At 66.6% G+C, this 13810-nt stretch carries 12 protein-coding genes; 5 read left to right on the plus strand and 7 right to left on the minus strand.

Annotated features, from left to right (window positions below; translation table 11 throughout):
• Position 1 precedes the first annotated feature (1 nt).
• Positions 2 to 559: an acyl-CoA thioesterase domain-containing protein gene (locus tag EQZ23_RS00745; protein WP_128453507.1), complete on the minus strand. Its 558-nt coding sequence runs from the start codon at positions 557 to 559 to the stop codon at positions 2 to 4.
• Positions 556 to 1626, minus strand: a complete 1071-nt coding sequence (locus EQZ23_RS00750) for an FUSC family protein (protein WP_206364138.1) — start codon at positions 1624 to 1626, stop codon at positions 556 to 558. The genes EQZ23_RS00745 and EQZ23_RS00750 overlap by 4 nt, the downstream gene beginning before the upstream one ends.
• 205 nt (positions 1627 to 1831) lie before the next feature.
• Between EQZ23_RS00750 and EQZ23_RS00755 the strand changes: the two genes are divergently transcribed.
• Positions 1832 to 2317: a nucleoside deaminase gene (locus EQZ23_RS00755; RefSeq protein WP_128452590.1), complete on the plus strand. Its 486-nt coding sequence runs from the start codon at positions 1832 to 1834 to the stop codon at positions 2315 to 2317.
• Between the two features lie 93 nt (positions 2318 to 2410).
• Here EQZ23_RS00755 and EQZ23_RS00760 read toward each other — a convergent pair whose 3' ends face one another.
• Together EQZ23_RS00760 and EQZ23_RS00765 are read right to left on the minus strand one after the other, a co-directional pair.
• Positions 2411 to 3694: a DEAD/DEAH box helicase gene (locus tag EQZ23_RS00760; protein ID WP_128452591.1), complete on the minus strand. Its 1284-nt coding sequence runs from the start codon at positions 3692 to 3694 to the stop codon at positions 2411 to 2413.
• 184 nt (positions 3695 to 3878) lie between these two features.
• Positions 3879 to 5654, minus strand: coding sequence for an EAL domain-containing protein (locus tag EQZ23_RS00765; protein ID WP_128452592.1), 1776 nt, complete (start codon positions 5652 to 5654; stop codon positions 3879 to 3881).
• Between the two features lie 239 nt (positions 5655 to 5893).
• On the opposite strand from EQZ23_RS00765, the gene EQZ23_RS00770 reads away from it, so the two are divergent.
• Positions 5894 to 6901, plus strand: a complete 1008-nt coding sequence (locus EQZ23_RS00770) for a LacI family DNA-binding transcriptional regulator (RefSeq protein ID WP_240663091.1) — start codon at positions 5894 to 5896, stop codon at positions 6899 to 6901.
• Here EQZ23_RS00770 and EQZ23_RS00775 read toward each other — a convergent pair.
• The 3 genes from EQZ23_RS00775 to EQZ23_RS00785 form a co-directional block, all read right to left on the minus strand.
• Positions 6873 to 8117, minus strand: coding sequence for an MFS transporter (locus EQZ23_RS00775; RefSeq protein WP_276318447.1), 1245 nt, complete (start codon positions 8115 to 8117; stop codon positions 6873 to 6875). The two genes, EQZ23_RS00770 and EQZ23_RS00775, sit on opposite strands and share 29 nt — an antisense overlap.
• Positions 8114 to 10405, minus strand: a complete 2292-nt coding sequence (locus EQZ23_RS00780) for a TonB-dependent receptor (protein ID WP_128452594.1) — start codon at positions 10403 to 10405, stop codon at positions 8114 to 8116. Before EQZ23_RS00780 ends, EQZ23_RS00775 begins: the two co-directional genes overlap by 4 nt.
• 99 nt (positions 10406 to 10504) lie before the next feature.
• A complete protein-coding gene (locus tag EQZ23_RS00785; RefSeq protein ID WP_128452595.1) occupies positions 10505 to 11593 on the minus strand; it encodes a Gfo/Idh/MocA family oxidoreductase in 1089 nt (362 codons plus the stop codon).
• Between the two features lie 104 nt (positions 11594 to 11697).
• Here EQZ23_RS00785 and EQZ23_RS00790 point away from each other — a divergent pair, with 104 nt between their 5' ends.
• From EQZ23_RS00790 to EQZ23_RS00800, 3 genes are read left to right on the plus strand one after another with little or no spacing between them, the layout of a single operon-like run.
• Entirely contained in the window at positions 11698 to 12528 is an 831-nt protein-coding gene (locus tag EQZ23_RS00790; protein WP_128452596.1) for an aldo/keto reductase, read from the plus strand.
• Positions 12525 to 13595 (plus strand): LLM class flavin-dependent oxidoreductase, encoded by a 1071-nt coding sequence (locus EQZ23_RS00795; RefSeq protein WP_128452597.1) that lies wholly within the window; start codon positions 12525 to 12527, stop codon positions 13593 to 13595. Before EQZ23_RS00790 ends, EQZ23_RS00795 begins: the two co-directional genes overlap by 4 nt.
• A gap of 28 nt (positions 13596 to 13623) precedes the next feature.
• Positions 13624 to 13791, plus strand: coding sequence for a fasciclin domain-containing protein (locus tag EQZ23_RS00800; RefSeq protein WP_240663092.1), 168 nt, complete (start codon positions 13624 to 13626; stop codon positions 13789 to 13791).
• Positions 13792 to 13810: the final 19 nt, after the last annotated feature.

The following is a 13810-nucleotide window of genomic DNA, read 5'->3' on the forward strand; positions in this document are numbered from 1 at the left end:
TTTAGAGGCCGGATACGGGATCGCGGCGGAAGGTCTGGGAATAGGCCGGCACGCGGCATGGCCGGATATCGAAGGCGGACGGCTGGCCGAGGAACGCGACGGCCTGCGCAGACCGGTCCGCGTAATCGCCTGCGAGTATGTCGAGCGAGCGCAGCGCCTCCGGCGACGGGAGAGCGGGCATCGCGACCGCATGCTCCAGGCCCGCTTCCGGTCGTTGGAACGACGCGGCCAGCGTCAGGATCGTCGCGCCGTTCTGGCTTGCGGTGACGCGGCGGTTGGCGAACGACTTGCCGTCGAAGTCGCGCTCGACCCGGAAGATGATCGGTTGCGTCTCGGTGCCGGCGCGCAGGAAATAGGCGTGCATGCTGTGCGCCACGGCTGGTCCGTCGACCGAGCGCTGCGCCGCCATCAGCGCCTGCGCGACGACCTGCCCGCCAAAGACGCGCGCGTTTGCGCCGGGCCGCTGCGGTCCGCGGAACAGGTCGGTATCGAGCGGTTCGAGGTTGAGCAGCGCGACCAGTTCGGCGGCGAGGTCGGGCGTCGATGGGGGGGCGGTCAGCGCTGGCTGGCGGCGAGCGCCTTGGTTGGGGCGATCTCGTCGACGCGACCGGCGAGGTCGAGCAGGTCGCGGTGCAGCCGACCCGCGGCGAACGCCAACCCGAACACGCGGCCCGATGCGTCGAAATCCAGGGTCGCAGCCGCGTCGCTCCGGCGGAACAGATCGAGCGCAGTACCGAAACTGCGATAGCAGGCCTCGACGTCGCCCCGATCGACCTTTCCACGCGTGCGCAGCGCCTCCGAACACCGTGTCGCCAGCGCCGCATGCGCGGTCAGCATCGCCGCCGACGGCCTGGCGAGCGCGGCCATCGCCGCGGGTGGCAGCGGCTCGTCGAGCGCGCGACCGCTGAGCACCAGATCGTTGCGGATCCGCCAGAGCGTGCGCGGTACGGCGGCGGGAATGCCGTGATCGGCAAGCCGCGACGCGCGCTCGCGGTCGGCATCCTTCATCGCCAGCTCGACCGCGGCCAGCGCTTGACGGAGCGCGCCGTGTTCGGGGGACGAGGGCAGCGCGAGCCCGGCGGTCAGCGCGTCGGCCTGCGCGCGCAGCATCCGTTCGATATGGCTGAGCACCGCCAGCGTGCGCGTGATGACCACGCCGTGCGAGCGCGCGGGCAGGATCAGCATCGCCGCCAGCACGCCGATCATGCCGCCCAGGCCGATCTCGATGATGCGATCGCGGACGAAGATCTCCACCGAGGCGCCCGGCGGTGCGCTGAGCAGCATGATCGCGGCGGTGACCGGCGCGATCCGCAACCGCGGCCGGATCGACGCAATCAGCGCCGCGATGCCGGTGACGGTGACGAGCACCAGCCCGAGCTCGATCGTGTCGGTCAGCCCGAGCGCCGCGCCGAGGCCGCCGAGAACCGCGCCCAGCAATGTCCCCAGCAACCGATCGGTCGCGGCGCCGAGCGTGCCGCCGATCGACGCCTGCATCACGATCAGCACGGTGAACACCGCCCAATATCCCTCGTGCAGGCCAAGCGTCTTGTAGGCCGCGAACGCCGCCGCGGTCGCGACGATCACGCGGACCGTCTGGCGCAGGCTGTCCGCATTCGCCTTGATCAAGTCGCCGGGCCTGAATTCGAATGTCAGTGCTTTTTCCTTTTGGTCGTCAGCGCAATGTCCAGACCCCCGTAACGCTCGCGGCGCCAACCGTAAAATCCATGCCTGGGCACGTGGCCCGATCGTCTGGGACTTGGCGCGTTCGGTATCGCTTTCGGATCCATTCGCCGGCGCGACCGCTTTTGTCTCGCAAACGAGGATGGAAAGCATGAACGACAACGACCTTCGGTATCTACGCCGGTGCGTGGATCTGGCGAGCGAGGCGGTGGACGCGGGCGATCAGCCGTTCGGCTCGGTTCTCGTGTCTCGCGACGGCCAGATCGTGTTCGAGGACCGCAACCGCACCGGTGGCGGCGATCCTACCCGGCATCCGGAGTTCGCCATCGTCCGCTGGGCCGCGGAGCACCTGTCCGCCGAAGAGCGACGCGAGGCGATCGTCTACACCTCGGGCGAACATTGCGCGATGTGCGCGGCGGCGCATGGTTTGGCGGGCATGGGCAGAATCGTCTACGCGACATCCTCGGTCCAGCTCGGCGAATGGTTGCGCGACCTGGGCGAGCCGCAACTCGGCATCGCACCGTTGCGGATCACCGAAGTGGTGCCGGGGGCAATCGTCGAGGGGCCGGTCCTGGCGTTCGCCGACGAGGTCCGCGCGCTGCACGCGCGTGCCCGAGCCCGACAGGCCCGGGGCTGATAGGACGGCCAGCCCGTTTGCCGCCACCGACAGGACGGCGTCGTCCTGCCGGGTCTCGAATCATCCCGTCAGGCCGCCTTGGCAGGCGTCCCGTCAGGCCGCCTTGGCAGCCATCCGCGCGGCGAGCTTCTCTTCCTCGGTCCACACTTTCCGCTCACGCACGGGCTTGGCCGGCTTGATCTGCTTGACCGGGCCACCGCCCAGCACCGGGGCGCGCTTGGTCGAGTGGCGTGCGACTTCGCAATGCCATTCGTGATCGTCCTGCACGGTCAAGGTGCGCCCGATCTCGCGCTCCACATCATGCAGCCAGGCGCGCTGCTCGGCGTCGCACAGCGTGATCGCGAAACCGCTGCGCCCGGCACGGCCGGTGCGGCCGATGCGGTGGACATAGCTCTCGGGCAGGCTCGGCAGGTCATGGTTGAAGACGTGCGTCACCGTGTCGACGTCGATGCCGCGTGCTGCGATATCGGTCGCGACGAGAACCTGCACGGTGCCCGCGCGGAACGCGTCGAGCGCACGCTCGCGCTGGCCCTGCGACTTGTTGCCGTGCAGCGCCTCGGCGGTGATGCCCGCCTCGCCGATGAACGCGCAGACGTCGTTCGCGATGTTCTTCTGCAACGTGAAGACGACCGCCTGGCCCATGTTCGGAGTCTGGAGCAGCGCCAGCAGCGCCGCCTTCTTGTCGGCTGCGTCGAGGAACATCACCGACTGGTCGATCCGGTCGACCGTGGTCGAGGGCGGGGCGATCTCGACCTTGGCCGGATCGCGCAGCAGGCTCTCGGCCAGCGCGGCGATCGACTTCGGCATCGTCGCCGAGAACAGCAAGGTGTGGCGATCCTTCGGCAGCGTCGCGACGATTCGCTCGATCGGCTTGGCGAACCCCATGTCAAGCATCTGGTCGGCCTCGTCGAGCACCAGCGCCTCGAGCTGCGACAGGTCGCACAGGCCCTGCTCGACCAGATCCAGCAAGCGTCCCGGTGCCGCGACGATGATGTCGACGCCCGCCTCGAGCGCCTTGACCTGATGGAACTGGCTGACCCCGCCAAAGATCGTCATCACGTTTGGCTTGATGTGACGGCCGAAGCTTTCGAAGCCGGCGGCGATCTGCGACACAAGTTCGCGCGTCGGCGCGAGGACCAGCACGCGCGCGCCGCCCTTTGGCGCGGGGCGGGGATCGGCGGCAAGGCGATGGAGCAGCGGCAGCGCGAACGCTGCGGTCTTGCCGGTCCCGGTCTGCGCCATGCCGAGCATGTCTCGGCCGTCGAGCAGCATCGGGATCGACTGCGCCTGGATCGGCGTCGGGTTGGTATAGCCCTCCTCGGCGAGCGCCTGCAGCAATGCGGGCGCGAGCGAGAGATCGGCGAAAGTCATGGTCATTGTCACGCGGCGCCTCCAGCGCTGAGCTAAAGCTGCGCCTGGTCGGGCTTAGCGTCTTGAGCGCGGGCAGGTAGGTTTTATGCTGCACTGCGTCAATCCGCAAAGCCGGGGGGCGGGCGGTTTGACGGTCGGTGTCTCTTTTACGTCGCGTGACGCAGACCGTCTGCGACGCGCGCGATGCGTCCTACGCGACCAACTGGGACGACGTACCCTGTCGCTTGTCGAGCCACGCGACGAGCTGCTCGGCTTCCATCGGTCGCGCGAACCAGAAGCCCTGCGCCTCCTCGCACTTCAGTTCGGTCAAGATGGCTGCGGCTTCGGCCGTCTCGATTCCCTCTGCGACCACCAGATAGCCCAGCCGGTGTGCGAGGCCGATCATCGTCTCGACGAGCACGAAGTCGGGCCCGCGCGGCTCGGTGAGGTTGCGAATGAACGCCTGATCGATCTTGAGGACCCGGGCCGGCAACTGCTGGAGATAGGCAAGGCTGCTATGGCCTGTCCCGAAGTCGTCGATCGCAAGGCGGAGCCCTGCCGCATCCAAAGCGCGCAGTACGGCCATGGCCTTGTCCGGCTGCTCCATGATCGCGCTTTCGGTAAGTTCGATCTCCAGTTGATCGGGGCGTAGACCGCGCTTCAGCAGGCCGAGCTGAAGACGCTGGACGAAATCGGCCTCGCCGAGATTGGCTGCCGAAATGTTCACCGACAGCGCGACCGCGTTGCCCGTTTCCTCCCAACCGGCAAGCCGATCCATCGCCGCGTCGACCACCCATTGTGTCGTCTGTCGCGCCAGCGAGGTCTGTTCGATGATCGGGATGAACTCGGCCGGGGATACTTCGCCGAGCCGGGGGTGCCGCCACCGCAGCAGTGCTTCGGCGCCGACGCATCTGCCGGTCTTCAGGTCGATCCGCGGCTGATACACGAGGCGCAACTGGTCGCTCCCCTCCAGCGCGGTGCCGAAGTCGCGCAGCAGGCTGTACTGCCGTTGTTGCGCGGTATCGCTCGACGACGAATACAGCGCGATCGCGCTGTCCGCGCATCGGGCGTCCCGCGCGGCGCTGGCCGCACCGCGCAGCACGTCGTCGGCCGGCATCTCGCCGAGGATGAACGGGCGTACGCCGATCGCGACGTTGGTGACGAACCGGACCGAAGACGAGGCCTGGATCTGCTCGAATTCGGATTGAAGCGCCTGCAAATAGGCGACCTGCTCGATGCCCGGCGGCGACAGAAACGCCATTTGCGCAGGGCCGACATGATAGGCCGACCGCGTGGGCTTGAGGATCTTGAGCAGCGATCGGGTGGCTTCGCGGATCATTTCGTCGACACGGGCGCCGCCCAGAACGCGCGTGATCCTGCTGATCTGATCGTCGCGCGCCAGATCCACGACGACGGCAAGGCGCGGTTCGCCGGGATAATCCCGGGCCAAGTCGATGAGGTCGTCGCGGAACTGCGTGCGCGTGGGAAGCCCGCTGACGGGATCAACGTGGCCGAACGCATGCTGCAACTCGATCTGCGCCATGACCATCGCGGCGAGATCGACGAGCGCGGCCAACTCGGCCGGAGTCGCCTGTCGCGGTTCGGTTCCCAGGACGCACAACGCGCCGAGGCCATAACCGTCGTTGGTGATCAACGGGGCTCCGGCGTAAAATCGCGTCCCTGCGCGACCCAACGCGCTGTCGGCGTAATAAGGATCGGCCCGCAAGTCTTCGATCACCAGCAATTTGCTCGATTCGGTGACTTGGGCACAGGGCGCCCCGTCGCGGGGGAGGCTGGTATGATCCACGCCGACCCGCGATTTGAACCATTGCCGGTCGCGATCGGTCAGGGAAACCGCGGCAACCGGCAGACCGAAGATCTGGCTCGCCATCCGGGTGATCCGGTCGAAGCTCTCGGTTGATGAGGTGTCGAGCAGCTTCAGCTGGTACAGCGCATCCAGCCTGGCTTCTTCCTGATAGTCTCGCACGCGATACTCCTTGCGCGTCAATTATAAATTTGAAACCTTAATGTTTTCTCTAATTGTTAAAATGATCGACGTTTGGCGGCATCCTGTTTCGACAGGCGCCGTTCGCTCTGTCGAAGCCGATCGGCTGCTATCGTCCTGCGTCTTTCTCGCGATTAATGGCCGGCCTACCCAGATTCAGTCCGCTTTGCTTTGACGCTGTGGCGAAATGTTTCCATCTTGGGTGCATGGGAGAGAGCGGCGTGCGACCAACTATACACGACGTGTCGCGGCTTGCCGGCGTTTCGATCAAGACTGTCTCGCGCGTGCTCAACAACGAGCCTCGCGTGTCGGAGGCGACGCGGGCGCGGGTAACGGCGGCGTTCGCGACGCTCAAATACCGGCCGAACATGGCGGCACGGACATTGGCGGGGCATCGCAGCTTCCAGATCGCGCTCGCGTGCGACAATCCCAGCCCCCATTACGTCTACGAAATGCAGTCCGGCATCCGCGATCGCTGCCTGCTCGACGGCGTGCGGATGATCGCACAGCCCTATGACCATGATTCCGACCGGCTGATCGACGATATCGAGAGCCTGATCGACGGTTCGGGCGTCGACGGACTGATCCTGACGCCACCCGCGACCGACTATCCCGAAGTGCTGGCGCTCATGGCGCGTCGCGAAGTGCGGTTCGTCCGCGTCTCGCCGGGTACGGACCTCGATCTGACCGCGTCAGTGTTCATCGACAATGTCGGCGCGGCGACCGTGATGACGCGGCATCTGCTAGCGCTCGGTCATCGGCGGATCGGCTTCATTGCGGGGCATGCAGACTATGCGACCAGTGCGCAGCGGCTTGCAGGATATTGCGCCGCTTTGGACGAAGCTGAGATCGCGTTCGACACCGTCCTCGTACGACCCGGCAACTATGACTTCGCATCAGGCGCCGACGCGACCGAGGCGCTGCTGGCGCTTCGCCTGCCGCCCACCGCGATCTTCGCCTCGAACGACGACATGGCGGCGGGTGCGCTCAGCGTCGCGCACCGGCGTGGGCTTGCGGTGCCGGCTGACGTGTCGATCGCAGGCTTTGGCGACGATGCGATCTCGCGGTTCGTATGGCCCGCCCTGACGACGATCCGCCAGCCGACGCGCACGCTCGGCTACAAGGCGGCGGATCTCCTGCTCGCCGCGGAGTTCGCGGTAGAGCGCATCGAAGTGCCGTTCGAACTGACCCGCCGCGATTCTACCGGGCCGGTTCGATCCGCGGGATGAGCAGCTGGATGAACCCCAGCGCCAGCAGATAGCTGACCGCGCAGATCGCCAGCATCGGCGCATAGCCAAAGCCATGGCCAAGCGACCAGGCGGATAGCTGGATCATGCCGATCGATCCCATGTTGCCACAGAACGCGGCGATCCCGATCGTCGAGCCAACCGAGCGCGCCGGCATCACGTCGGTGGTCAGCGCAAAGACGTTGGTCGAAAACCCCTGATGCGCGAACAGCCCCAGGCCGAGCACGAGCGCCGCGGTCCACGGGCTTTGCAGCGACAGCACGATCGGCACCGGGATGATCAGCACCGCATACAGGAGCAGCGTGGATTTGCGGGCACGGTCGAGGCTCCAGCCGCGCGCCATCAGCCGTGTCGGCAACCAGCCGCCGGTGAGCGCGCCGCACGCCGCAAGCGCATAGACGAGCGCGACGGGGAGTCCGACCTGCCCCTGCGGCAGTCCGAACAGCCGGTGGAAGAGATCGGGCAACCACGAGAGCATAAAGAACCAGACCTGATCCGACAGCACTTTGGCGACGGCGATGGCAAGCGTCCGGCGATCCTTGAACAGGTCGATCCAGCGGATCGGCGCGGGGCCGCCGGTCTCGGCGATCGCGGCGGGCATCTTGAACGCGAACCATGCCGCGACCCAGACCAATCCCAGGCCGCCGGCGACGAGGAACGCCGCGCGCCAGCCAAATGCGATCGCCAGCGCCGGGATGACGAGCGGGGTAATCACCGCACCGACATTGGGCGCGGTGTTGCCGATCCCCAGTGCGATGGAGCGGTCCTTGGGGCCGAAATAGGTGGCGGCGGATTTCACCGCGGCCGGCGTGCCGATCGACTCCGCCGCGCCGAGCACGACGCGTGCGCCGATGAAACCGGTCACGCCCGACACGAAGGCGTGCGCCATGCCGGCGAGGCTCCACACGAAGACCCCCGCCGCGAAGCCGATGCGGAGGCCGACCCGGTCGATGAACCAGCCGGTCCCGAGAAACGCGACCGCGGCGGCGAACTGGAACGCCGAGGCCATGTTGCCGTAATCCTGATCCGACCAGCCGAACTCCTGCTCGAGGGTCGGTTTCAGCAGCGCCAGGATCTGACGGTCGACGTAATTCAGCATGATCGCGAAGAACACGAGGGCGACGACCACCCAGCGCGCTTTCGACTGGGCGGGGGCGGGGGCGGGGGCGGGGGCGGGGGTCTGCACCGTTTCCGTCAAAAGTTCAGCCTTGCGGTGATGCCGGCGTAGCGATCCGCCTCGCGCGGGATGATGTAGCGATAGGCGCCACCGGGCCCGCCGCTGACGATCGACGAGGCGAAGCTGGTGTCGAGCACGTTCTTCACCTGGAGCACGATCCTGAAGGCGTCCTTCGCATCGACGATACCGGCCGAGAGATCGAGCAGGCCGTATGCCTTGATCGTCGTCGCGTCGCGGATCGCGGCGCTGGCGTCGAACTGCGAGATCTGGCTGGACTGGTAGGAGCCCTGCGCGCCGACCGTGAAGTCGATGCTGCTGCCGGTGCGGATGCGGTAGTCGCCGCCGAGCGATCCCTTCCACCGCGGTGCGTAGCCGAGTTGCGTGCCCGCAGGCACGACGCCGGTGGTCGAGCCGTTGGTCGGGATCTTGAACTGGTCGACATGCGCGTCGGTATAGGCCAGCCCGCCCGAAATGTTGAGATCGCGGACCGGACGGTAGAGCAGGTCGAGCTCGGCGCCACGGGTCGAAATATCGCCCGCGTTGGTGAAGCGGGTGACGAGTACGCCGGCCACCACGTCCGGGTTGTTCGCCTGGAAATTGTGATATTTGGCGTAATAGGCCGCGAGGTTCACCACCAGCTTGCCGCCGAACAGCGTGTTCTTCAGGCCGACCTCATAACTGTCCGCGGTCTCCGGATCGATCACGTTGGTGCCGGTCGCGCCGAGATTGTAGAAGATGTTGAACGCCGGCCCCTTATAGCCGCGCGAATAGGTCGCGTAGCCGGTCGACTGCGGCGCCAGGTCGAATTGCAGCCCGCCCTTGCCGGACCAGTTGGTGTTGGTGGTCTTGCCCGCGAACGGCCCGAAGCTGGGGTTGATACCCGGCCCGGCGAGTGTCGCGATGCGGCTGTGGAACACGTCGAGCTGGTCGCTGGTGTAGCGCACACCGGCGATCGCGCGGAACCGATCGGTGAGGTTGAAGACGCCCTGCCCGAAGAATGCGAGGTTCTTGAAGGTCGAGCCGAACACGGCGGTGCCGGTCGGCCGGGTGACCGTCGTGCCCGCGGCCGAGCAGGGGGTGAGCACGGTCGGCGTCGGCGTGGCGGTGCAGACGATGTCGTCGCGGCGGAACGTCCGTTCGGTGAAGGCGCGTGAGTAAAACGCGCCGACCACGTAGCTGAAGAACTGGTTCGACGGCGACGCGATCCGGACTTCCTGCGTGAAGGTGTTGCTGACCTGCGGCCCGAAATCGTGGAGCTGGTTGGCGCCGACATAGGCGGTGGGCAGCCAGTCGCCGTCGCGGATCTCGGTATTGTCGTATTCGCGGTAGGAGCCGATGTACGTCACCGTCTGCGTGCCGAGCGTCGCGTCGGCCTGCAGCGAAACGCCCCAGCTCTTCTCGTCGGTATGCGTAATGAGATCCTGGTTGACCGTGCGCGATTTGTTGCCGTTGCGGTCGGGCAGGACGCTCGCGGTGAGGCCAGCAGTCGGCGTGGTGCCGATGATCTCGGCGCAGCAATCGTCGTTGCTCCGGCGATAATCGCCGATCAGCGTGAAGGTCAGGTCGGGCGTGGCGTCGGCAACGACCATGCCACGGAAGCCGTAATGCTCGTACCCGTTCACGCGGCGGTTATCGTGCGCGACGTTGCGGATATTGCCCGCGTAATTGCCGTAGAACCCGGTGAAGCGGCTCTTGATCGTATCGCTCAACGGAATGTCGAGCGCGGCGCGCGTGCGATATTCGTTGCCGTTGCCGGTGAAGAAGGAGCCCTCGACCGACCCGGCGAGCACGTTGCCGGGACGCTGGGTGACGATGTTGATGACGCCGGCGCTCGTGTTCTTGCCGAACAACGTGCCCTGCGGCCCGCGCAGCACTTCGATCCGGTCGATGTCGATCAGGTCGCTGAATGCTTCGCCGGCGCGGCTGTAGACGACGCCGTCGACGACCGTGGAGATCGATGGCTCGCCCGCGACCGAGAAGGTCGAGGTGCCGACGCCGCGCAGGAACAGCGACTGGTTGATGGTCGTGCCCGATTTGCGGAAGTTAAGCGTCGGCACGAGATATTGCGCGCCTTCGAGGTTCACCGCGCCCTGCGCTGCGATCTGCGCGCCCGAGATAACCGACACCGCGACCGGGACATCCTGGAGTCGCTCCGAGCGCTTCTGCGCGGTGACTACGATTTCTCCCGGCACGGACGCATCGGGCGCGCTCGGGGCAGCGGCTTGCGGCGGTGTTGCGTCCTGCGCCCATGCCGGCGCGCATAGCCCCGTGGCCACGGCCACCCCCGTCAGCAACCAATGCGTTTTCATGCGCGTCCCCTCCACAATTCCTACTTCAATGGTAGGTTATACAGTGTCTCACGCTGTCATACACGATTTCGCCTTGGGGCATGCAAAGTATGGCTTCATTCAGAACCCCAGTTCGCTCATCGCCACCACGCGCTTCGTCCGGGCGCTGATCTCGGCGGCGGTACCGATCGCGACCGCCATCAGCCCGTCGCGCGCGGTAACCTCGACGTCGATTTCACCGCGCACCGCGGCGATGAACTTCTGATGCTGGTAGAAGGTCGAGCCGTGATGGCTGCCGACGTCTAGTGCGGTTTGGTCCACTTCGATCACCTGCCGCTCGACCTGTTTCGGATTGAGGAAGCCGGTGCGCGGGCTGAACACCAGCGCGCCTTCGGGGATAAGCACGTCGAGCCGGGCTGCGTCGCCGACCGCGGTGATCTCCTCCTGGTTCTCGGCGCCGTCCGCAAACATCGACAGGTCGAGCATCGCGCGGACGCCGTTGGCGAAATCCACGGTCGTGTAGCTGTTGTCGATTATGTCGGGCCGTTCGCCGTCATAGCGCTCGTCGACATGGTTCACGTCCATCGCGCCAGAGCAATAGACGCGGACCGGTTCCGACCGGACGATCAGCCGCATCAGGTCGAAGAAGTGGCAGCATTTCTCGACCATGGTCCCGCCGGTGTTGCGGCTGAAGCGGTTCCAGTCGCCGACCTTGGGCAGGAACGGGAAGCGGTGTTCGCGGATCGACAGCATCCGCAAGGCGCCGATCCGGCCGCCATGCACCTGGTCGATGAACGCCGCGGCGGGCGGCATGTAGCGATATTCCATCGCGGTCCAGAACGGCCGCGTCATCTGCGCGGCACGGTCGACGACCCAGCGCGCATCATCCAGCGTCGTCGCCAGCGGCTTCTCGCACAGGATCGCCACGTCCGCATCGAACAGCGGCTCCAGCACGGTGCGGTGCGTATAATTCGGGCTGGCGACGATCACCGCATCGACCAGCCCGCTGCGGGCAAGCGCCGCCGCATCGGCAAATTCCTGCACGCCATCGCCGCGCGGACCCAGCGCATCGCGCGCCCAGCCGAGCGAAACGCTCACCGGATCGGCGATCGCGGTGACGACCGCGCCGGGGGTGACGGCGAGGTTCTGGAGATGCTCGACCCCCATCATGCCGGTCCCGACCAGCCCATAACGTACTTGCTCGACCAAGCGTATTACCCCTATTCGTGACAGCGATGTCGCACCTTGATCCTACACCTAAAGCCATTCCCCTCGGCAAGAGCGGAATCCTTGTCAGCCCGATAGCCTGGGGCATGTGGCGGTTCGCCGGAGTGGGCGTCGCCGAAGGACGCGCGCTGATCGAGGCGGCGTTCGATGCGGGCGTCACGCTGTTCGACACCGCCGACATCTATGGTTTCGACGGCGCCGGCGGGTTCGGCGACGCGGAAGTGCTGCTTGGCCGGATCTTCGCAGACTCGGCCGGTCTGCGCGCGCGGATGATCCTGTCGACCAAGGGCGGCATCCTCCCCCCGCTGCCGTATGATTCGAGCCCGGCCTATCTGGCGAAGGCGCTCGACGCCTCGCTGATGCGGCTCGGGGTCGAGCAGGTCGATCTCTACCAGATCCATCGCCCGGATATCCTGACGCACCCGCAGGAAGCGGCGCGTGCGCTCGAGGATATGGTCACGGCGGGCAAGGTGCGTGCGGTCGGCGTGTCGAACTACACGCCCGCGCAGGCACAGGCGCTGGCGTCGTTCCTGACCATTCCCCTCGTCAGCCATCAGCCGGAATTTTCCCCGCTCCATCTTGAGCCGCTCGAAAACGGGCTGTTCGACCAGGCGATGGAGCGCGACATGGCGGTGCTCGCCTGGTCGCCGCTGGGCGGTGGCCGGCTCGGCGTGCCCGCCGACGCGCGCAGCGCAGCGGTGGCAGCGGCACTCGATCGCAAGGCGGCCGAGACGGGCGCGAGCCGGTCGGCCGCTGCGTATAGCTGGATCATGGCGCATCCGGTGCGCGCGATCCCGATCGTCGGCACGCAGAACCCGGCGCGCATCGCCGAACTGGCAAAGGCGTTCACAATCACGTGGACCCGGCAGGACTGGTACGATGTGCTGATCGCGGCGCGCGGCGAGGCGCTGCCATGACCAGATCCTGCGAAGTCAGCTGGTTCTCGGCGCTGTGCGACGACGATTACGAGTTTCTCGGCGTGCCCGATCCCCGGCTGCAATCGAGCTGGGAGCATTGCCGCGACATCGTCCTCCAGGCGGAGACGGGCGGCTACGACAATATCCTGCTCCCGTCCGGTTATGCGCTCGGCCTCGACACGACCGCGTTCGCCGCGGCGATCGCGCCGATGCTCCGGCGGATGGCGCTGTTGATGGCGGTGCGCGTCGGCGAAAGCTGGCCGCCGCAACTCGCGCGCCAAATCGCGACGATCGACCGGATGCTCGGTGGGCGGCTTAACATCAACATCATCTCGTCGGACCTGCCCGGCGAGACGCTCGCCTCCGCCCCGCGCTATGCCCGCACGGTCGAGCTGATGCGGATCCTCAAGACGCTGCTGAACGGCGAGCCGCTCGATCACGACGGCGAGTTCTGGAAACTGAAGCTCGATCCGCCGCGGATCGGCACCGCCTCGGGCAAGGCGCCGTTGCTGTACTTCGGCGGGCTGTCACCGGACGCGCGCGAGGCGGCGGCGAAGGAATGCGACGTCTATCTGATGTGGCCCGACACGCGCGAGAAGGTCGCCGAGATCATCGCCGACATGACCGCGCGCGCCGCTCGTCACGGCCGCACGCTGCGCTTCGGGTACCGCGCGCACGTCATCGTCCGCGACACCGAGGAGGAGGCACGGGTATACGCCGACCGCCTTCTCTCGAAGCTGGATGCCGAGCAGGGCGCGGCGATCCGTGCCAAGTCGCTGGATTCAGGGTCTGCCGGCGTCGCGGCGCAGGCGGCCCTGCGTGAGGGCGCATCGGCCGATGGCTATGCCGAGGACAATCTGTGGACCGGCATCGGACGCGCGCGATCGGGGTGTGGCGCGGCGATCGTCGGCGATCCCGACCAGGTGCTCGCCAAGCTCGGCATGTATCAGGATATGGGGATCGAGGCGTTCATCCTCTCCGGCTATCCGCACGCCGCGGAAGCCGACCTGTTCGCACGCCACGTCTTGCCGCGGATGACACACGCGCCGCTATTCGGTCGTGACTGACGCGTGAGTAGCTAGGGCACCGGCTCGGGTGCGCGATACGGCTCAAAGGTCATATCGAACCGGCACTGGCGCGACCGTGCATGTCGACGGCACCGACGGGGTCACCGTCAACGGCGCACGCGTCGTCACGGCAGACATCGCATGCACCAACGGCGTGATCCATGCGATCGACACGGTTCTGCTACCAACCGGTTGATCGTCATGTATATTCGATA

The organism is Sphingomonas sp. UV9, assembly GCF_004101245.1.
In the GTDB taxonomy this organism is placed as follows: domain Bacteria; phylum Pseudomonadota; class Alphaproteobacteria; order Sphingomonadales; family Sphingomonadaceae; genus Sphingomonas.

What these genes read in the sequence shown, in the direction of transcription:
- EQZ23_RS00755 (WP_128452590.1), top strand. Translation starts at nt 1,832, where the DNA reads ATGAACGACAACGACCTTCGGTATCTACGCCGGTGCGTGGATCTGGCG.
- EQZ23_RS00760 (WP_128452591.1), bottom strand. Translation starts at nt 3,694, where the DNA reads ATGACCATGACTTTCGCCGATCTCTCGCTCGCGCCCGCATTGCTGCAG.
- EQZ23_RS00780 (WP_128452594.1), bottom strand. Translation starts at nt 10,405, where the DNA reads ATGAAAACGCATTGGTTGCTGACGGGGGTGGCCGTGGCCACGGGGCTA.
- EQZ23_RS00790 (WP_128452596.1), top strand. Translation starts at nt 11,698, where the DNA reads ATGTGGCGGTTCGCCGGAGTGGGCGTCGCCGAAGGACGCGCGCTGATC.
- EQZ23_RS00795 (WP_128452597.1), top strand. Translation starts at nt 12,525, where the DNA reads ATGACCAGATCCTGCGAAGTCAGCTGGTTCTCGGCGCTGTGCGACGAC.